The 19,040-nt window shown below is 69.4% G+C and carries 18 protein-coding genes; 9 read left to right on the plus strand and 9 right to left on the minus strand.

Going from position 1 to position 19,040, the window contains the following annotated elements:
- Window positions 1-6: 6 nt before the first annotated feature.
- The 3 genes from ACQP2X_RS31060 to ACQP2X_RS31070 are packed head-to-tail and all read right to left on the minus strand — an operon-like array spanning window position 7 to window position 2,370.
- Window positions 7-1,254, minus strand: coding sequence for an ATP-grasp domain-containing protein (locus tag ACQP2X_RS31060; RefSeq protein ID WP_498687910.1), 1,248 nt, complete (start codon window positions 1,252-1,254; stop codon window positions 7-9).
- Entirely contained in the window at window positions 1,247-2,002 is a 756-nt protein-coding gene (locus ACQP2X_RS31065) for an alpha/beta hydrolase (RefSeq protein WP_498687912.1), read from the minus strand. Before ACQP2X_RS31065 ends, ACQP2X_RS31060 begins: the two co-directional genes overlap by 8 nt.
- Before the next feature lie 17 nt (window positions 2,003-2,019).
- The gene (locus ACQP2X_RS31070) at window positions 2,020-2,370 is read right to left on the minus strand and encodes an STAS domain-containing protein (protein ID WP_097321923.1); all 351 of its coding nucleotides are present in this window, start codon (window positions 2,368-2,370) and stop codon (window positions 2,020-2,022) included.
- A 177-nt stretch (window positions 2,371-2,547) separates the two neighbouring features.
- Between ACQP2X_RS31070 and ACQP2X_RS31075 the strand changes: the two genes are divergently transcribed.
- A complete protein-coding gene (locus ACQP2X_RS31075) occupies window positions 2,548-4,023 on the plus strand; it encodes an amino acid permease (protein ID WP_498687916.1) in 1,476 nt (491 codons plus the stop codon).
- The gene (locus ACQP2X_RS31080) at window positions 4,020-4,859 is read left to right on the plus strand and encodes a universal stress protein (RefSeq protein WP_498687919.1); all 840 of its coding nucleotides are present in this window, start codon (window positions 4,020-4,022) and stop codon (window positions 4,857-4,859) included. The genes ACQP2X_RS31075 and ACQP2X_RS31080 overlap by 4 nt, the downstream gene beginning before the upstream one ends.
- On the opposite strand, the gene ACQP2X_RS31085 is transcribed toward ACQP2X_RS31080, so the two are convergent.
- Window positions 4,856-5,353: a DinB family protein gene (locus ACQP2X_RS31085; RefSeq protein WP_498687922.1), complete on the minus strand. Its 498-nt coding sequence runs from the start codon at window positions 5,351-5,353 to the stop codon at window positions 4,856-4,858. The genes ACQP2X_RS31080 and ACQP2X_RS31085 overlap by 4 nt on opposite strands.
- 414 nt (window positions 5,354-5,767) lie before the next feature.
- Between ACQP2X_RS31085 and ACQP2X_RS31090 the strand changes: the two genes are divergently transcribed.
- Window positions 5,768-6,103: a hypothetical protein gene (locus ACQP2X_RS31090; protein ID WP_498701360.1), complete on the plus strand. Its 336-nt coding sequence runs from the start codon at window positions 5,768-5,770 to the stop codon at window positions 6,101-6,103.
- Window positions 6,104-6,605: 502 nt separating this feature from the next.
- Here ACQP2X_RS31090 and ACQP2X_RS31095 read toward each other — a convergent pair.
- Window positions 6,606-7,316 carry an SDR family oxidoreductase gene (locus ACQP2X_RS31095; RefSeq protein ID WP_498687923.1) on the minus strand — a complete coding sequence of 237 codons (711 nt, stop codon included), beginning with the start codon at window positions 7,314-7,316 and terminating at the stop codon, window positions 6,606-6,608.
- Window positions 7,317-7,369: 53 nt separating this feature from the next.
- Entirely contained in the window at window positions 7,370-8,332 is a 963-nt protein-coding gene (locus ACQP2X_RS31100; RefSeq protein WP_498687925.1) for a serine/threonine-protein kinase, read from the minus strand.
- A gap of 222 nt (window positions 8,333-8,554) precedes the next feature.
- On the opposite strand from ACQP2X_RS31100, the gene ACQP2X_RS31105 reads away from it, so the two are divergent.
- Window positions 8,555-9,079, plus strand: coding sequence for a winged helix-turn-helix domain-containing protein (locus ACQP2X_RS31105; protein ID WP_498687927.1), 525 nt, complete (start codon window positions 8,555-8,557; stop codon window positions 9,077-9,079).
- A 9-nt stretch (window positions 9,080-9,088) separates the two neighbouring features.
- Window positions 9,089-10,183, plus strand: coding sequence for a M20 family metallopeptidase (locus ACQP2X_RS31110; protein WP_498687929.1), 1,095 nt, complete (start codon window positions 9,089-9,091; stop codon window positions 10,181-10,183).
- Here ACQP2X_RS31110 and ACQP2X_RS31115 read toward each other — a convergent pair.
- From ACQP2X_RS31115 to ACQP2X_RS31125, 3 genes are all read right to left on the minus strand, one after another.
- Complete coding sequence (locus tag ACQP2X_RS31115; RefSeq protein WP_498687930.1) at window positions 10,164-10,601, minus strand: response regulator transcription factor; 438 nt, start codon at window positions 10,599-10,601, stop codon at window positions 10,164-10,166. The two genes, ACQP2X_RS31110 and ACQP2X_RS31115, sit on opposite strands and share 20 nt — an antisense overlap.
- Before the next feature lie 254 nt (window positions 10,602-10,855).
- Window positions 10,856-11,767 (minus strand): hypothetical protein, encoded by a 912-nt coding sequence (locus ACQP2X_RS31120; protein WP_498687932.1) that lies wholly within the window; start codon window positions 11,765-11,767, stop codon window positions 10,856-10,858.
- Window positions 11,768-11,833: 66 nt separating this feature from the next.
- Entirely contained in the window at window positions 11,834-12,769 is a 936-nt protein-coding gene (locus tag ACQP2X_RS31125) for a sulfotransferase family protein (protein ID WP_498687934.1), read from the minus strand.
- A gap of 773 nt (window positions 12,770-13,542) precedes the next feature.
- On the opposite strand from ACQP2X_RS31125, the gene ACQP2X_RS31130 reads away from it, so the two are divergent.
- From ACQP2X_RS31130 to ACQP2X_RS31145, 4 genes are all read left to right on the plus strand, one after another.
- On the plus strand, window positions 13,543-14,370 hold the full coding sequence (locus tag ACQP2X_RS31130) for a glycosyltransferase family 2 protein (RefSeq protein ID WP_498687936.1): 828 nt from the start codon (window positions 13,543-13,545) through the stop codon (window positions 14,368-14,370).
- 72 nt (window positions 14,371-14,442) lie between these two features.
- A complete protein-coding gene (locus ACQP2X_RS31135) occupies window positions 14,443-15,381 on the plus strand; it encodes a glycosyltransferase family 2 protein (protein WP_498687938.1) in 939 nt (312 codons plus the stop codon).
- The gene (locus tag ACQP2X_RS31140) at window positions 15,378-16,637 is read left to right on the plus strand and encodes a glycosyltransferase family 2 protein (protein ID WP_498687940.1); all 1,260 of its coding nucleotides are present in this window, start codon (window positions 15,378-15,380) and stop codon (window positions 16,635-16,637) included. Before ACQP2X_RS31135 ends, ACQP2X_RS31140 begins: the two co-directional genes overlap by 4 nt.
- Window positions 16,637-19,024, plus strand: a complete 2,388-nt coding sequence (locus tag ACQP2X_RS31145; RefSeq protein WP_498687943.1) for a hypothetical protein — start codon at window positions 16,637-16,639, stop codon at window positions 19,022-19,024. The genes ACQP2X_RS31140 and ACQP2X_RS31145 overlap by 1 nt, the downstream gene beginning before the upstream one ends.
- The last annotated feature ends 16 nt before the right edge of the window (window positions 19,025-19,040 follow it).

The following is a 19,040-nucleotide window of genomic DNA, read 5'->3' on the forward strand; positions in this document are numbered from 1 at the left end:
CAAACATTAGGCCGGGGGTACGACATGATCGCGCGACCAGGCGTCGATCAGGCCGCCGAAATGTGCGAGGAACCTCTCGTGCTCGTGGACCGGATAGGTGGCGCGGACCGTCTCGCGCAACAGCGACCGGAACTCCTCGGAGGTGACCCAGTCGTGCACGATCTCGTCCACGTGCCCGAGGTAGGAGGCGCAGAAGTCCCGGTAGCGGTCGACCTCGAAGTACGCGTCGGCCAGCCTGCGGTATTCGGTGAGTTTCTCGGCGTACGACAAAGAACTGTCGTCCGAGATCTCGAAATAGGCCGACGTGTCGGTGTCCAGGCGCGGACGGCGGCCGGTGACGACGCAGTAGACGGTCCAGCGCGCGAGCGCCGCCATCGCCCACGGGAAGTAGTAGTGCAGCGAGGTGACCGCCACGTCGGGGCAGGCGTTCGCGTAGTCGATCGGGTGCACGTCGGTGCCCCGCACGAGGGACTCGCAGGAGTTGAACTCCCAGCGGAAGAACGCGTTGACCAGCCGCGAGATGGTCACCACCTCGTCGCCGACCTCGGCCGTCAGGAAGCTGTGGTCGACCTCGTAGCGCGAGTGCATCGGCTGGTCGGGCCGGAACTTCATCACCATCGTCTCGGGTCCGATGCTCAGCGAGCGCGCGAACACGTCGTACCCCTCGACCGAGGCCTGAAGGTGCATCAGCCGCTCGCCCGACGCGTCGTAGGCCGCGTGCAGCTCGTCCGGGTTACGGATCTTGGAGACGCCGACCCAGGCCCCGCCGTCGTACGGCTTCATGTAGAGCGGATAGCCGACCTGCTCGGCCGTACGGTCGAGATCGAAAGGCTGGTTGTAGCGGGCGGCCGTGTAGGCGTACCGGCTGTTGTCCAAAGGGTTTTTGTACGGCACGAGGACCGTTTCCGGCACTTTGAGGCCGAGTCGCATCATCGCGCAGTACGCCGCGTGCTTCTCCATCGACTGGAACGTGAACGGGCTGTTCAGCAGGTACACGTCGTCCATCAGCGCGATCTTCTTGAGCCACTCGCGCGGGTGGTAGTACCAGTACGCCAGCCGGTCGATGACCAGCTCGTGGCGCGGCTCGTAGCGCAGGTTGAACGGCTCGATGGTGACCCGTTCCGCGTTGACCCGGTGTGTCTTGCCGTCCGGCCCGGTGATCGTCCCGATCCGCCGCAGCAGCGCCTCGTAGGCCCGCGGCCAGTCGTCCTCGGTTCCCAGCAACAGTCCGATGGTGTGCTCGACGTCAGCCACTGCGGCTCCTCTCAAGCCCGTTCAGCAGTGCGGTGAGGTGCGGATCCAGGGCGTCCCGCCACGCGGGCCAGTCATGACCACCTTCGTTTTCCGCGAAAGCGACCGGATAATCCTGCGATCGCAGGGCGGCCGCCATGCTGCGGTTGTTGGCCAGGTTCTCCTCGGCGTGCCCGCAGGTCATCGTCACCGGCACCGGCTCCGGAGGCCCGCCCCGGGCCCGCAGCACCCGCCCGGTGAACCGCACGATCCGCAGCCAGCGGGCGAAGCCGGACTCCTGTTTGTCGAAGCGCGGCTGGAAGAAGCTGCCCGACTGCAGGAACAGCCCGGCGAACGAGCCGGGATGACGGCGCTGGCAGTGCAGCATGGCCAGCGCGCCCAGGCTGGCCCCGACGCCCACCACCGGACCGTCGGCCACCTGGGGCAGGATCTCGCCGCTGAGGCTGCGGGCGTACGCCGGCGAGGCCGAGTACCACTCGAAGCGCTCACCGGCGGGCAGCAGGACGAGCCGGTAGGGCGGGATGCGCCCGGCCGTGATCGAGGCGGCGACGTAGCGCCCGAGCCCGGCGTGGTGGTCGTAATCGGGCCCGTCGTGGACGACCAGCACCCGGTCGGTGCGCTGGGCCGGGGTCCAGACCCGCACGGCCAGCACGGCACCGAGTTGCGGGGCCTTGACGTCGAGCTCGTGCCATCGCCCGGCCGCCGCGGGCATGCTCAGCCAGTCGGGTTCACGGCCGGCGGAGCGCTCCATCTCCGCACTCTAAACGCTCAGGGCGTATAGGTCTGCGTCGTTGAAGAAGAAGGCGGCAGGCCGAACATCTCGGTCAGGCCGGTGACGCGCAACTGGCGGTGCACGAACTCGCTCGGGTTGCGCAGGATGAACCGGGTGCCGACCTCGCGGGCCGCGTTGTGACCGGTGACGAGGGTGCCGATGCCCTGCGAGTCCATGAAGGTGACGAAGGTCAGATCGACCACCAGGGTGACCGGCCGCTCGCGCTGGAGGGTGCCGAGCAGGATCTCGCGGAGGGCGCCGACGGTGGCGGCGTCGAGAGTGCCGCGGACGTCGACGACGATCGCGCCGTCGGCCTGCCGCCGCGTCGTCATCACCGCCTCGCCCATGGCAGAGAACCTCTCTTTCCCGTGGCCACACCGTACCCCGGCGGAACGGACCCTCGCAGGCTGCCGCGTGTTTCCGGCACCACAGCGGACAGCCGGTGCGTGTCCCCCAGTTGCGCGTGACCGGCGGTAGGCACATCGTTACATCGGCGGGAACCGATAACGGGAGGTGAACGCGGTATGGCGACGACTTCGGGACGGCCGGGCATCTTCGCGGTCAGAGACGTGCGCTCCCTGATCACCGAGACGGCGGAAGAGGGGCACGGGCTCAAGAAGGCGGTCGGTGCGACACATCTGACCGCCATGGGTGTCGGCGCGATCATCGGCACCGGCATCTTCGTGGTGATCGGCGAGGGGGCGGGCATCGCCGGGCCCGCGGTCATCCTGTCCTTCGTGCTCGCCGCGGTGGCGTGCACATTCTCCGCGCTGTCCTACGCGGAGCTGGCCTCGTCGATCCCGGTGGCCGGCAGCGCGTACACCTACACCTACGCCACCCTCGGCGAGCTGGTCGCCTGGATCATCGGCTGGGACCTGATCCTGGAGTACGGGGTGTCGGTGGCGGCCATCGCGGTCGGCTGGGGCGGCAACCTCAACGCGTTCCTCGACTCGGCCTTCGGGGTCGCCCTGCCGGACGCGATAGCGAAGTCCCCCGAGGACGGCGGCGTCTTCAACCTGCCGGCCGTCTTCGTGGTCCTGGCCATCACGTTCCTGCTCGTCCGCGGCGTCACCGAGAGCGCACGGGTCAACCTCGTGATGGTCGTCGTCAAGCTGGCCGTGCTGCTGTTCTTCATCGTCGTCGCCTTCGCCAACTTCGGCACCGGCAACTTCCAGCCGTTCGCCCCCGAGGGCGTGGACGGGGTGACGGCGGCCGCGGCGGTCATCTTCTTCGCCTACATCGGCTTCGACGCGGTCTCCACCGGCAGCGAGGAGGCCATGAAGCCGGAGCGCGACCTGCCGCTGGCCATCATCGGCTCGCTGCTGATCTGCACGGTGTTCTACGTGCTGACCGCGGTCGGCGCGCTCGGCATCGCCTCACCGGACCAGATGAAGGAGAGCGACGCGCCGCTGGCCGCCGCCCTCGACCAGGGCGCCGGCATCAGCTGGGCGGCGGCGGTGCTCGCGCTCGGCGCGGTCGTGGCCATCACGAGCGTGGTGCTGGTCATCATGTACGGCCAGACCCGCATCTTCTTCGCGATGTGCCGCGACGGCCTGCTGCCCCAGCGCCTGGCCCAGGTCAACCAGCGCTACGGCACACCGGCCCGGCTCACCATCGTGCTCGGCGTGCTGATCGCGATCCTGGCCGCCCTGGTGCCGCTCAGCGAGATCGTCAAGCTGGTCAACATCGGCACGCTGTTCGCGTTCGTCCTGGTCAACATCGGCGTGCTCGTCCTGCGCCGGACCCGGCCGGACATGCCACGCCCCTACCGGGTGCCGTGGTCGCCGGTGCTGCCGCTGCTGGGCATCGCGTTCGCCGTCTACCTGATGACCGACCTGCCCCTGGACACGTGGATCCGGTTCGTCGTCTGGCTGGCCATCGGCGGTCTCATCTATTGGCTGTACGGCTACCGCAACTCCCGCCTGCGCACCGAGCCCCAGTCCACGCCGGGCTGGGCCCGCGACCACACCGACGGCGACGACGAGGAAGAGCCGCGATGAGCGGCCCGGTGGTCACCGGTTACGACGGGGGAGCGTCCGGCGCGGACGCGCTGATGCTGGCCAGCTGGACGGCACAGACGCTGGGCGTGCCACTGATCGTGGCCGTGGTCCACCCGGCGCCGGCCGCCCTGGGCTCGGGCCGTGTCGACGCGGAGTGGGTGGCCGACCGCAATCGGGCGGCCACGAGGGTGCTCGACGGCGCCCGGGCGGCCCTGGAGGGCACGACGGCCGAGGTGGACTACCGCCTGATCGCGTCGTCGTCGGCCGCACACGGCCTGCACGACCTGGCCGAGCACGAGGCGGCGTCGATGCTGGTGGTCGGCTCGGGCGGCAGCACGGCGGAACGGTTGCTGGCCGGCACGGTCTGCCCGGTGGCGGTGGCTCCCGCCGGCCTGACCGGCCCGGTGGGCAAGCTGGGCCGCGTCGGTGTGGCCTATGTGGACACTCCGGACGGCCGCCGGGCGCTGGAGGAGGCGGCCCGGTTGGCCCGGCGAACGGGCGACGAGCTACGGCTGTACACGGTGGTGGCCGAGGCCGACGCGTCCCTGCCGTTCCTGATAGGCGACGACGCCGAGCGCGCGTTCTTGGAGACGGCCCGGGAGACGTACGAGCTGTCGCTGTCCCGGGCCGCCGAAACGGTGCCGGACGTGCGCGTGGACTGGCGCATCGAGGCGGGCGACGTGGTCGGGAAGTTGGCCGCACTGACCGAGGTCGACGTGCTGTTCTGCGGTTCGCGAGGCTACGGCCCGGCCCGCCGAGTGTTGCTGGGCGGCGTCTCGACCCGCCTGATCCGCCGAGCCCGCCTCCCGATCGTGGTGGTACCCCGCAGCGGTTAGCCGGGGGCGGTCCCGGTCGAGCCGTCAAGCTGTTCCCGCAGGATGTCGGCGTGCCCGGCATGCCGGCTGGTCTCGGTGAGCACGTGAACGAGAACATTGAACAACTTGACGTCCGGGCGGGGCCACCACGGCACCCGCCCGGGCGCGTCGACGGCGAGGGCATCGATGGTCGCGTCGGAGTGCGCCCAGGCGCGCCGGTACCGGCCGACGATCTCCTCGCGCGTCTCGGACGCGGCCGGCCGCAGGGAGTCCCGCCACACCCGCTCGTCGTCCCAGGGAGCGAGGGGTTCGGCGGGCGGCCGCCCGAAGACCTCACCGAAATAACGGAACTCGGTGTGCGCCAGATGCTTGACCAGCCCCAGAAGGTTGGTCCCGGTCGAGGTGAGGGGCCGCCGGATGTCGTACTCGGAAAGCCCTTCAAGCTTCCACACCATCACTTCGCGGACGTCACGCAGATCGCCGTGCAGGTACGCCTTCGCGAACTCATCGATCACGGTGAACCACCCTGCCACACACCGCCGACCCGGACCGACCGCCTGGGCGATGCGAACCGGGCTACCGCTGCGGCTCTCATAGGGAGCCCGGGCTTGTGCTCCTCAGCTACTAAGTCGTTTTCCGAACTACCGGTCTACGGCACGCACCGGGAATGAATCGCGAATAGCGTGGCCGCTCGTATCGCGGGAGCAGCTCTTTCTCTGGCCTCGTCCGTCGACAATCTCGGAATTATTCACTTGCGGATGGGTCGCTATGCAGACGCTTTACCGTTGATTGAAGAGGCAGCTACCCTATTCCGGAGAGCTTTACTTATGCATCTTGGGCGGCCGGAAGAAGCGTTGCGGTCTACTGAAGAAGCTCTCAGCCTAGATAGAGGGCTAGTCGCCGAGAACCCCCGGCGGTTCAGTCACGCGATGGCCGCATCGCTCTTTAATGCAGGTGCGGCTTGGCACCGAACAGGGTGTACGCAGGAGGCACTCACGGCGACGAGTGAAGCTGTCGACATCATCCGCCGCGAGTCGAGAAAGGATCCCCTCCGATACGAGGATATTTTCGTTACTGCCGTTGACAGTCTTGTGCGGATTCTGATCGACCTAGACAGAAAAGACGAGGCAATCCTTCATATCGAGACGCTCATTGCCCTCTACCGCACCCGCCGGGATAGGAACGGCTCTCCTGAAGCCACTGAAGGGTCCCTCCAGGTAGAGCAGCGAAGAAACGACCTAAGTAACCTGCAGGCGAAGCTTTAACCTCAGACCTTCATTCGCTGTGCCCGACTAACGTGTCAGCAACGCCAATTCTTTTCCGAACCGAGACCCTTGCTCCGGATGATCCGACGTACGTGCAGTTCATTCGAGCGCAGCTCAGTTCGGACATGGCCGACACGACCCCCGTGTCGGGCGGCGGGGCGCGGTTCGACTTCGAGGTTGAAGATGCCCCGGCGCCGCGCTCGCGAGTGTCGTCCGCATTTTGGTCGACGGCTTGGTAAATTCGCATGCGACGTTCGGCCACCGCCGCCGAAACGGGCGAGGAGCGTGAGTTGCGCTCTGCCGGGCAGAGCGGCGATAGCGGTCGCGATGCGGCGGGGCCGCTGATTCCGTTTCTCACCAAGGCTCGTCCCTGAGGGCAAGGCTGTGGACGCCCTCGCCTGACTCTCCGCATTCCACAGTATTTGCCGCGGCCGCGGCTACTAGCAATACGTTCAGCCACGACCCCGCAGGGCCGTGGCCGGTTTCGAACGTGCGTGCGGTGTCAGCCGAACAGGGCGCCCGGGATGTCGGCGTAGAAGAGGGCGGGGTCCTGGGAAAGCGACGCCTTGACATTGGCCGTAGGGGCGTCGGCGATCACCTCCAGGGCGCCCGCCTCCAAGCCGTCCAGGGCCTGGGCGACCACCTCGTGCGGCGGGAGCTTCGGGATGTCGTAGCCGGCCATCATGTCGGTGTCGGCGATGGCCAGGGCCAGGGCGGTGACCAGCGTCTTCTGGTCGGCCAGCTCGAGTCGGATGCCGTTGGTCAGCGACCACTCCGCCGCCTTCGAGGCCGCGTAGCCGTTGCTGGACGGGGCGAAGGCGTACCAGCTCAGGGCCGAGATGACGTTGAGGATGGCGCCGCCGGCCAGGCGGGGCGCGAAAGCGCGGGTGACGTTGAGGGTGCCCCAGAAGTTCGTCTCGAACTCGCGGCGGATGTTGTCCGTGGACGGGCCGAGGAGCGGGGCGTCCGTGGAGATGCCGGCGTTGTTGACGAGGATGTCGAGGTTGCCGATCTCGGCCGCCGCGGCCTCGATGGACGCCGCGTCGGTGATGTCCAGCCGGAGGGGGACGACGCCCGGGATGTCGATGCGGTCGGGGTTGCGGGCGGAAGCGTAGACGGTGGTGGCGCCGCGGGCGAGGAGGGCCTCGGCGAACGCCTTGCCGAGGCCGCGGTTGGCGCCGGTGACGAGGGCTGTGGTGCCGTTGATCTGCATGCCACCACGCTAAAACCTGACGCTGACGTCAGAGGCAAGTACTGCGAGGAGAGTCACGCTCGGTGGCGGCCGCCGCGCTCCTCGTTCATCGGCATGGCGACCGATGTGGGGGCCTCGGCCGCTTGCGCGTCCCACGGCGAGAGCTTCGGTCGCGGTGGTGAGGGGTCCAGGTCCTGCATGGGTACGTAGACACGGGCGTCCACCGCCTCGGCCAGCAGCAGCGCCGCCACCAGCGCGGTCGGCCGATGATCGGGATCGCGGTCCAGGCAGCGCGAGCACAGGTCGACCACCTCCTGCGGCAGCCCGTCGGCGTCGGGCAGCGGGATCGGGTCGTTGTAGCGCTGCGCGTGCACGAGCTCGGTCGGGGTGTCGGCGCGCCACGGCAGGTGCCCGGCGATGCAGAGGTAGAGCAGGACGCCGAGGGCGAACATGTCGGAGGCCGGCGTGGCCGGGCAGCCCTCGAAGCGCTCGGGGGCCACGTAGGCCGGCGTGCCCATGACCGGGCCGTCCGGGTCGGGGTCGTGGGTGCCCACGGCGGCCGCGATGCCGAAGTCGAGGACCTTGGCCCCGGCCGGGGTCAGCATGACGTTGCCGGGCTTGATGTCGCGGTGCACCACCTTCTCGGCGTGCGCCGCGGCCAGCGCGGCCGCCACCTCGGCGCAGATGCGCACCCCGATGCGCCAGTCGATCGGGCCGGCCGCGATGTGCGCGCCGAGCGTCTGCCCCTCGACCAGTTCCATGATGATGTACGGCACGTCGCGCCCCTCACCCACCGAGGGTGACGTGCCGAAGTCGTGCACGCCGGCCACGTTCGGGTGTGCCAGCCGGGCCGCCGACCGGGCCTCCGTGCGCACCAGGTCGACGCCGACCTGGCCCAGTGTCCCCTCGACCGCGGGCGCCATGATCTTCACCGCGACCGGCCGGTCGAGCACCTGGTCGTGCCCGCGCCAGACCTCGGACATGCCGCCGACGCCGATCCGACGTACGAGCTGATATCGCCCGCCCAGCGTCCGCATTCGCACCCCACCATCCCCACTGATCTTCGGATGCCGGTACCCGGGCCGCCGGGGCCGAAAACGCCACGACAGCGTTACTGTGCCGCCTCTCACCCGTCCTTTCACCTTCTGAAACCGCATGTGGACAGCTCGGCGCCGCTGACCGGACGGTTGTCCGGATCGCGCAAGGGGCACGCGCCTGCGTACTTGTCTGCACCTGACCAGCCACGCAGCATCCTTAAGATGCCGACCGTCGACATCCTCGCGCCGTATCAGCAGATCGCCGCCGAGATCCGCCACGAGATCGTCACCGGTCACCTGCCGGTGGGCGGGAAGCTGCCGTCCGAGCACGTCCTGGCCGCCGAGCACCAGGTGGCCCGCGCGACCATCCAGAGCGCCCTGCGCCTGCTGCGCACCGAGGGGCTGATCGCCTCACGCAAGGGCGCCGGGACGTACGTCACCAGCCTGGCCTCGGCCGACGCCAGCCGCTGCCCGGCCCGCATCGAGCTCGACCACGCCCAGGTCGGCTGGCTGAGCCGGCTGCCACCGCCCGCCCACGCCCTCGACCGGGTGCTGCACTGCGAGCTCGAGCATCCCCACCCGGGCCCGCACGCCGGCCTGGCCCAGCAGGCACACGGCACCGGCTGGTGGGTGCAGTGGTCGCTGACCGCCTCCGAGATCAACCCGATCCCCCTGTGCGGCGCCGAGGGCTGCCTGCTCTTCCACGGCCACCCCGGCCGTCACCTGCACAGCCACGACACGCACTAACGTGGGCTGATGGAGGAACTCGTCGATCTCGCCGCCGACCTCATCGCGATCCGGTCCACCGCCGATCGGCCCGGCGAGCTGGAGCGGGCGCTGGAATTCGTGCTCGGCGTGGTGGGGCCGGGGTTCACGGTCGAGCGGTTCGCGTCGAACGGGAAGCCGAGCGCGCTGGTGCGCACCGAAGGGTCGAGCGGGCCGTTCCGGGTGGTGCTCAACGCTCATCTCGACGTGGTGCCGGGGGCCGACGAGCAGTTCACGCCGCGGCGTGACGGGGAGCGGCTGTACGGTCGCGGCGCTCAGGACATGAAGGTCGCGGCGATCGTCATGGCGTCCGTCTTCCGCGAGGTCGCGCGCTCCGTGCCGTACCCCCTGGGTCTCCAGCTCGTCACCGACGAAGAGGTGGGCGGGTTCGACGGCACGGGGCATCAGGTCGATCGGGGGGTCCGGGCCGGGTTCGTGGTGATCGGCGAGCAGAGCCGGCTCCAGGTCGTCACCGAGTCGAAAGGGCTGGCCCACGTGCGGCTGCGGGCCACCGGCCGGGCCGCGCACGCCGCCTATCCCTGGCTGGGCGAGAACGCCGTCGTGGCCGTCATGGCCGGGGTTCAGAGGCTGCTGGAGCGCTATCCGTCACCGGCCGAGGAGGCCTGGCGGACCACGGCCAACGTGGCCCGGATCGAGACCGGCAACCGGGCGATCAACCAGGTGCCGGCGGAGGCGGAGGCCTGGATCGACCTCCGCTTCCCGCCGGAGGACGCCGACTTCGACCGGCGTACGACTGAGGAAGTGGCCGAGCACCTGCGCGCGGTCACCGGCGTCGACGTCGAGGTCCGCGCGCTCGGGGCGCCGCACCGCGCCGATCCCGGGAGCGAGGACGTCCGGCTGCTGCGGCAGGTCGTCCGGGACGCCGGCTTCCCGGGGACGCTGCTGCGCAAGCACGGGGCGGCCGACGGCCGCTTCTACTACGCGCGGGGGATCGACGCGGTGATCTTCGGGCCGGGCGGGGACGGTCAGCACGGGGCCGGCGAGTACGCCGACCTCACCACGGTCGAGCCCTACCGGCTGGCGCTGACTGCCTTCCTGCGCAGCCTCAGTCCGCGTTGGCGATGAGCAGCCAGCGCACGCGGCGCACCAGCTCGGCCGGGTGGAAGGGCTTGACCAGATAGTCGTCGGCGCCCACCGTCAGCCCGAGGTCGATGTCGAGGGGCCGGTCGCGGCCGCTCATCATCAGGACCGGGATCTGCGCGGTGGCCGCCTTCGAGTGCAGCTCGTAGCAGACGCTCAGGCCGTCCATGCCGGGCATCGACACGTCCAGGATGACCATGTCGGGCTGCTCGGCCTGCACCAGGTGCAGGGCGCTGCTGCCGTTGTCGGTGGTGATGACGTTGTATCCGGCGGCGACGAGCTTCATGACGACGATCTCGCGGATGTCCTCGTCGTCGTCGGCCACCAGGATCCTGGGGTCGGTGACGTCGGTTCCCGACTCGATGAAGAAGGGCTGTTCCTTGGAAGCCGTTGCAAGAACCACTGATCTCTCCTGAACCGTCGGAGGTTGCCGAGCGGTTGGCCCCATCGGCCGGGTCCGGGTTCAGGCCAGGGAAATCATGGTTGCCGTACGGGTGCAGTGGCCCCGGAAATGACGAAGCCGCCCCTTGTGAGGGCGGCCCCGACATCGACGGTGCGGCCGTTTTCCGCGCGCACCTGGCGTCACCAACGAAGGTAGAGCATCAAGATCGATCCGAGGGGCCGGACCCCATGGATCGTGATCGCGCTCTCACCACATCAGAACATTTCGGTACGAAGGTCGTGCGCGCCGTCGGCCCGGGTGGCCTCGTAGTAGACCCGCTGCCGGCCGTCGGGCAGGGCGACCAGGCTCAGGTAGCGCAGGCCGTTCGGCTCGTGCGGGCTGCCCAGCGGCTCGCGGTCCTCCGCGGTGAGCTCGCCGAAGCTCCCGTCGGCCAGGCGCTTGCCGCGCGCGAGGCCGGTGCGCTCCTCCCAGTTCTCGCCGGCGGTGGCCCGCCCGTCGTAGGCGACGGTGATCTCGTCGCCGGCGACCTGCACCGAGGAGACCCGAACGCCGCGGGCGTCCCACTCCCCCGGCCGGCCGGCCAGCGCCGTGCCCCGCCAGGTCCAGTGGACGCCGTCGGGGCTGGTCGCGTACTCGGTGGTCATCCGGTCGGCGTCGTCCCAGCTCTCCAGCGGGTGCACCGAGGCCCACAGGTGCCAGCCGTGCTCGTCGTGGTGCAGCACCGGGTCCTTGACGCCCACGGTGTCGTCGCCGGCCAGGACCGTGCGCGGCGCCGCCGTGGCCAGGCCGGCCAGGGTGCCGGCCTCGAGCAGCTCGACCCGCCAGTGCTTGGTGCCGGGCGTGGCGGCGCTGACGTAGAGCCGCCACTTGCCGTCCGGGGTGTGCACGATGGCGGGCCGCTCGAGTGACTCGGCCCCGAACTGCTCCTTGGTCACCTCGACGACCGGCGTGAAGCTCACCCCGTCGTCGGAGACGGCGATCACGTTGGCGATGCCGCGGCCCTCGCCGATCGGCAGGCGCAGCCGGTAGGCCAGGTAGAACCGGCCGTCCACCACGATCGAGCTGGGCGCGCCGGCCCAGGCGCCCGGCTCCTCACCCGGAGGCTCGACCACGACGGTGGAGTCGTCCCAGCGAGGTAGCGGGAGCATCGAGATTCCGGTGGTCACGGCGACTCCTTCGGCGCGGCTTCAGTGCTGCGCACAAGTATGCATTGTCTATGGATAAGAGGGGGATTAGACGGCGCCCGCGTGTCGGTCGGCGGACAGCCAGTCGTCATAGCTCTCCCCCGTCACCTCACTCAGCAGCGCGATGTCGTCAACGAACGACGGCAGCAGCGCGGCACGCTCCTGCGGCGTGGTCACCGGCCGGGTCCCCTTCTTGCGGTGCAGCAGGGTGAGCAGCGGCCCACGGGCGGCGAGCCGCAGCGGCACCGGGAAGTGATGCCCGAAGGTTCCGCCGGTGCGCAGAAGATAGCGCAGGATCCGGTTCAGGTCGTCGTCCTCGACCACGTGCCGGTTGACGTTCTCCTTCGGGATGGAGGTCAGCACCCCGGTGGCGACGCCCAGGAACGAGCAGACGCGGTCGAGCGCGGCCGCCGGGTCGTCCTTGAGCTCGCGGTAGCGCATGAGCAGCACCTGCTCGCGGGGAAAGTGCTCGTAGAGGTGGCGCACCTGCTCGCCGTACTTGCCGAGGCTGACGTAATGCCAGAAGGCGGCCCAGCCAGCCGCCTTGCGCGCCTCCTCGGCCCGGCAGGCGGTGAGGAAGTCGGCCTCGGGCTCGAGGCCGGCGTTCCAGAGGTGCGTCCAGTTCGAGTGGGCGCGGTCGACCGGGTCACGCAGCAGGATGATCAGCCGGGCCGACGGGATGAGCGCCTTGATGCGCTCGTGGGCCTTCAGGTCGTACAGGTAGAAGGGTGTGGCCTCGCCCAGCGTGGCCGACGGCGGCGCGGGGGCGAACAGGGCCTCGTACTCCTCCTGGCGCCAGACGTGCTCCTGATACGTCTGCACGTCACCCGGGCCGCCCGTGGTGGGCGGCGGGCCGTCGGAGAGGAAGAACTTGGGCTCCTTGACCGCCGGCAGGAACAGGTCCGGGTGCTGGACCAGCGCGGCGTGCAGCGCGGTGGTTCCCGCCTTGGGCACCCCGGCGATCAGGAAATCGGGCAGCGGCATGGCAGTCCCTCTCCACGAGCGGGTCGCAAGTGAGACTTAGCCTACAGATCTAGTAGGCATTCGCACGCGAGAGGGAGCCCGGTCAGCTCTGGCCGAGAAGCCGTCGCCACCACGTCACACGCCGGAAACGTGGGCAGGCCGCCGGCTCGCACAACGAGCACTCGGCACCTGGGCGGTAGTGCTCGTGCGCCTGCCGCGGATGCCCGCAGACACACAGGGCTTCATCAGTGTTCATCGCCTCACCAAAAGTAATCGCGCTCGGAATCTACGGGACAGTACCCACAACCGGGGCTCACGGTGGGCCCAGGTGGGCCCGTGTCGACGTCCGGCGCAACCGACTCGCAACCAAGACTTCACTGACAGTGATGTCGACGTTCGGTGACGAATTTCACGCGGAGTAATCCGACATTTTTCTTTCCGCCCCCAGCGGGCGATCCGGACGGGTAAGCGAGGTCGGCGAGGTTCGCGCGGTACCTGTCCGCCTGGATCCAGGTGTCCGTTACTCACGGTGAGAATGTGACCAAAGTCGTCGCGTGTTGCCGGAGCGTATTCGCCAGGCTCAACCAGCTCACAGCGGGCCCACAGGCAGTCGCAATCGCACCGACTTTTGCCGAGGTTGACGCTTCGTAGCTGGTTGCTACGGTGGGGCGACAGAAGCGATTTCCTGACGCCTCTTGCTAACCCGGCTGCCCCGGAAAGGGACCGACATGGATATTTCCGCCTCCACCAACAATACGAAGGGTGACGGACACACATCACCGAGCGTGAGCGTCGTGATTCCGACCCTGAACGAGGAACGCAACCTGCCTCACGTGTTCGCCAAGTTGCCGGCGGACATCACCGAGGTGGTGCTGGTGGACGGCGGATCGGTCGACCGGACCGTCGAGGTGGCTCGGGAGCTGCGGCCCGACGTGGTCGTGGTGCACCAGACCCGCACCGGCAAGGGCAACGCGCTCGCCTGCGGATTCGCTGCCTGCACAGGCGACATCATCGTGATGATCGACGCCGACGGCTCGACCGATCCGGCCGAGATCCCGCTGTTCGTGGCCAAGCTGGTGGCCGGCGCCGACTTCGTGAAGGGCTCCCGCTTCAACCACGGCGGCTTCAGCCACGACATCACCAAACTGCGCAAGCTCGGCAACGACGGGCTCAATCTGGTGGTCAACGTACTGTTCGGTACAAAGTTCACCGACCTCTGCTACGGCTACAACGCGTTCTGGCGCAGCGTCGTGCCGGTGCTCGACCTGCCCGACATCCGGCTCCCGAAGCAGTCCGACGGCTCCAAGCTGTGGGGCGACGGCTTCGAGATCGAAACGATGATCAACATCCGGGCCGCCGTCGACGGGATGAAGGTCGGCGAGGTCGGCAGCATCGAGCACCGCCGCATCCACGGCGAGACCAACCTCAACACCTTCCGGGACGGTTTCCGCGTGCTGCGGACCATCTTCAGCGAGTACGGCCGCATGCGCGTCGCCAGCAGCAAGGGCGCCCGCCGTCCGGGCGGCGTGATCGTCCACCAGCACAGCAACCCGGTACCCCGCGAGCGGGAGGTCGGCGCGTCCACCAGGGAGATCAAGCAGACCCCCGTCCTCGAAGACTAACCGTCCTCCAGCCCTCACCCGCCGCCTTAACCGGACTAAAGGCCTCCCTCCCGGTCTCAGGAGATGCTCCCCGTGCCTTCCCCCCTTCTCGCCACGTCGATCGTCATTCCGACCCACACCGAGCAGCGGTGGTCCTCCCTCGTCCGGACCATCGCCTGCGCGAAGTCGCAGCGGTTCGCGCCGGCCGAGGTCATCGTGGTCGTCGATCACAACCCGGAGCTGTTCCGCCGCGTCCAGCGGGAACTGCCCGGCGTGACGGTGCTCGAGAACGCGTACGCGAAGGGCGTCTCCGGCAACCGCAACACCGGCGCCTTCCACGCCGTCACCCCCCTGGTCGCCTTCATGGACGACGACATCACGGCCCAGCCCGACTGGCTGGAGAACCTGATCGCCCCGTTCGCCGACCCGCGCGTGGTCGGCACCGGCGGCGGCATCGAGCCGGCCTGGGAGCACGACCGTCCCCGCTGGATGCCGGACGAGTTCCTCTGGGCGGTCGGCGGCTCGTACGCGGGCATGCCCACCGTCACCTCGCCCATCCGCAACGTCTGGTCGGCCAGCATGGTCGTGCGCCGCTCGGTCTTCGACGCCGTCGGCGGCTTCCGGGTCGGGTTCGGCAAGCTGGGCGACCGCAACCGCCCCGAGGACACCGAGCTCTGCCTGCGGATGAGCGCCGTCGACGGCGGCCACTGGATGTACGTGCCGAGCGCCGTGATCCGCCACGAGGTGCCGGCCCAGCGCTCCACCTTCGGCTTCTTCGTGCACCGCTGCTACGCCGAGGGCCGCGGCAAGGTGCAGATGGCCGGCCTGCACGACGGCGGCGAGACGCTCGGCGCCGAGCGGTCCTATCTCTGGTCCCTCCCCAGGGCGGTCGTGCGCAACCTCGGCACGGGCGAGTTCCTCCGCGCCGGCGGCATCGTCGCCGGTGTCCTCGCCGCCGGCTTCGGCGGTGTCGTCGAGACGGTCGCCGCCCGGCGGCCCAAGGCCAAGGCAGAGCTGGAGACGGTCCGATGAGCATCACCACGAGCACCGGGACCCTGCCCGCCGTCGTCCTCGACGTCGACCTGGCCGACGGTGTCCCGTCCGTACCGGCGATCCAGCCCGACGGGCGGCGCGCCGAGCAGGCCTGGGTGCTGGTCCGGTCGTACACCCAGCCCCTGGGCACTGTTCTTGTCGACGTACCGGAGAAAGGTCTCGATCCGGAGGCCCTGACGGCCGCCATCGAGGCCGAGCTCGGTGACGCCATCGGCCGCGCCCGGGGCGAGGAGTTCCTGGCCTCGCGCCACCGCGTCCTGGCCACCGCGCCGCACATCACGGTCGTGATCTGCACGCGGGAGCACCCCGAGATGCTCGCGAAGTGCCTCGACAGCCTGCTCGCCCAGAACTACCCGGGCTTCCGCATCCTGGTCGTCGACAACGCGCCGGTCACCGGCGCCACCGAGAAGGTGGTCCGCGCGGCCGCCCAGCGCGGGCCGGTCGACTATCTGCTGGAGCCGCGGGCCGGCCTCTCGTTCGCCCGCAACGCCGCCACCAAGGCCGCGCCCGGGCAGATCCTGGCCTGGATCGACGACGACGAGGTGGCCGACGAGAACTGGCTGGCCGAGATCGCCCGCGCCCTGCACGAGCACCCCGAGGCCGACGTCATCTCCGGCGTGATCGTCCCGGCCGAGCTGGAGACCCGCGCCCAGATCTGGTTCGAGCAGTTCGGCGGGCACAGTAAGGGCCGCGGCTTCAGGCCGGACACCTTCGGCCCGCACACCGCACACCGGCAGAGCCCGCTCTACCCGCTGCCGCCGTTCGCCACCGGGGCCAACATGACCTTCCGGCCGGGCGTCATCGAGCGGATCGGCATGTGGGACACCGCGCTCGGCGCCGGCACCCCGGCCATGGGCTCCGAGGACACCCTGGCCTTCACCCAGGTGCTGCTCAACGGCGGCACCATCGTCTATCAGCCGTCGGCGGTCACCCGGCACTACCACCGCCGCGACTACCAGGGCCTCGAGAAGCAGATGGTCGGATACGGCACGGGGCTGGTGGCGGCGTACACGAGCCTGCTGATGAAGCGCCCCGGCCTGATCTTCCCGCTGCTCAGGCTCGCGCCGCACGCGCTGCGGGACATGACCGGCAAGGACACCCCGCGGACGGCCACCCTGCGCGACGATTTCCCCCGGGAGCTTCTCTCGGCCAACCGCCGCGGCATGCTCGCGGGGCCCCGGGCGTACCTCAAGGGGCGACGCGCCGCCACGAAACACACGGAGGCCCGAAAGTAATGCAACCGCGCTCGGACCAGCCGGACGCCACCGTCCGCATCGTGGCCGGTGACATCGACGCCACCGCGGTGATCACCTCGGTCGACAAGGACGCCACCACGCGGCTGGAGGTCGGCGAGCGGACGGTGCGCATCCCGCTCAGCCCCGACGACCAGTCGGAGACCCGCATGCTGCCGGCCCCGGTGATCACCACCGGCGGCGCGGCTCTCTCGTCGACGGTGCTGGAGCGCACCACCACCATCGACGGGAACTCCGACCACCGGGCCGAGTTCGCGGTGGCCGGTCTGCTCGCGGCGGTGATCGGCCTGATCGGCCTGGCCGTGAGCGGGCCGGCCTCGGTCGCCCTGCTCGTGGTCTTCGTGCTGATCGGCCCGGGCGCCGCCCTCATGGCGGTCGCGAACACGCGCAGCCGCCTGGTCTCGTGGGCGCTGACCATGGCCGGTTCGCTCACGGTGACGACGTTCGTCGCGGTCGTCCCGCTGTGGTTGCGCTTCTGGCAGCCGTACGTCTGGCTCGGTCTTCTCGCCGGAGCCACGCTCGCCGGATCGGCCGTCCAGATCTTCCGGCTCGGCTTCGCCCTGCCCCGCGGCACCGGGCGGCCGGACGAGAGCGTCGACAACGGCCCGGTGCTCCGTGCGCTGCCGTTCTTCACCATGGCCGCCGGGCTCGGCCTCTGGATCCTGGCTCTGATCGCGCTTCAACCGGACCAGGTCGGGCTGTACGGCTTCACGGCCGCGCTGGGTGTGCCGTTCGTGATCGGCGCGGTGCTGCTGCTGCTCGGCTTCGCGGTCGAGCTGTTCGGCCGGGCCCGCCCGTACGTGATGGCCGCCCACCTGGTCATCATCCCGGTCATCATGCAGGCCACGGTCCCGCTGCTCGACGGCACGACCGAGTACGCCTGGACGTACAAGCACATCGGCGTGGTCGACCTGATCCGCGACAACGGCCACCTGATCAGCGGCAGCGACATCTACCAGCAGTGGCCCGGCTTCTTCGCCGTGGTCGCGATGATCTCGCACGTCTCCGGCGTCGACGCGATCTCGTTCTCGGCCTGGTCGTCGCTGTTCTTCGCGCTGGTCACCTCGGTCATCACGGCCGCCCTGCTGCGCCAGTTCACCCGCGACCGCCGCATCATCGCGGTCGGCGTGTTCCTCTTCCAGGCCACGATGTGGGTCGACATCGGCTACTTCTCGCCGCAGGCCTTCGTCTTCCCGCTCATGCTGGCCTTCTTCGTGATCGTGGTCCGCTGGCTGATCGTCGTGCCGACGTTCGAGGGCGAGCCCAAGGGCCGGATCGACCGGCTGCGGCGCTGGCTCGTCCGGGGCATGCCGACGGCGATGGAGACCGACCAGCGCACCCGCAAGTGGGCCGGCCTGGGTGCGGCCGCCGTCTACGGCGCGATCGTGGTGTCCCACCAGCTCACCCCGGTGGTCATGATGATCCCGGTGATCATCCTGGCCGTGCTCGGCGTCCTGCGCCCGCGCAAGTTCACGATCGGCCTCATCGCCATCGCGGTCATCTTCATCGGCCCGCGCCTGGTCTCCGTGGCCAGCACGTACACGCTGTTCAGCCTGGACTTCCTGACGAACGCGGGCGGCAACGCGCAGAGCTGGGGCACGGCGGAGCAGGAGTTCTCGGCGCTGGTGTCGCGCGTGCTGGCCATCGGCCTGTGGGCGGTGGCGCTGCTCGTGGTCTTCCTGGCCCGCAAGAAGGTCGGCCGGGTCCTCATCCCGGTGGTGCTGGGCTTCGCCCCGATGGCGACGCTGGTCGGCGGCAACTACGGCGGCGAGGCGATCTACCGGGTCTTCGCGTTCTCCCTGCCGTTCGTCGGGCTGCTGGTCGGCGTGCTCTGGGCCGGGAAGGGCCGCCGGGGCGTGCCCGCGATGGTCCTGTCCGGGCTGTTGATGACGGCGCTGCTGCTCGCCGGCCTCCAGGGACTTCAAGGGCAGCTGTACGTCCATCAGGTGCGGGCCACGGACATCGTGGCGGCGGACTACGTCTACGAGCACGCCGAACCGGACTCGGGTCTGATCCTGGTCGCGCCGAACTTCCCGACGAAGCTGGCCGCCAACTACGGCTCGTTCAACAAGGGGCACGTGTCGGTGGACATCTCGCTGGTCGGGGACCCGCTGTTCACCAACAGCATCAGCGGGAACCGGCTGCCCGAGATCGAGACGTACATCCGTGCCATGAACTACAAGACGAACTACCTGGTGGTCAGCGACGCCATGGACGACTACACCGACTACTTCGGCACGGAGCCGGACAACGCGATGCAGTCGCTGGAGACGGCGCTGCGGGCCTCGGCCGACTGGAGGGTCTTCTACCAGGGGCCGGGGGTGGCCATCTTCCAGCTGGTCGGCTCCTCGTCTACTGCATCAAATTGATTTGATGTAATCTGCG

It is taken from the genome of Actinoplanes sp. CA-131856 (assembly GCF_050956135.1).
Classification (GTDB): domain Bacteria; phylum Actinomycetota; class Actinomycetes; order Mycobacteriales; family Micromonosporaceae; genus Actinoplanes.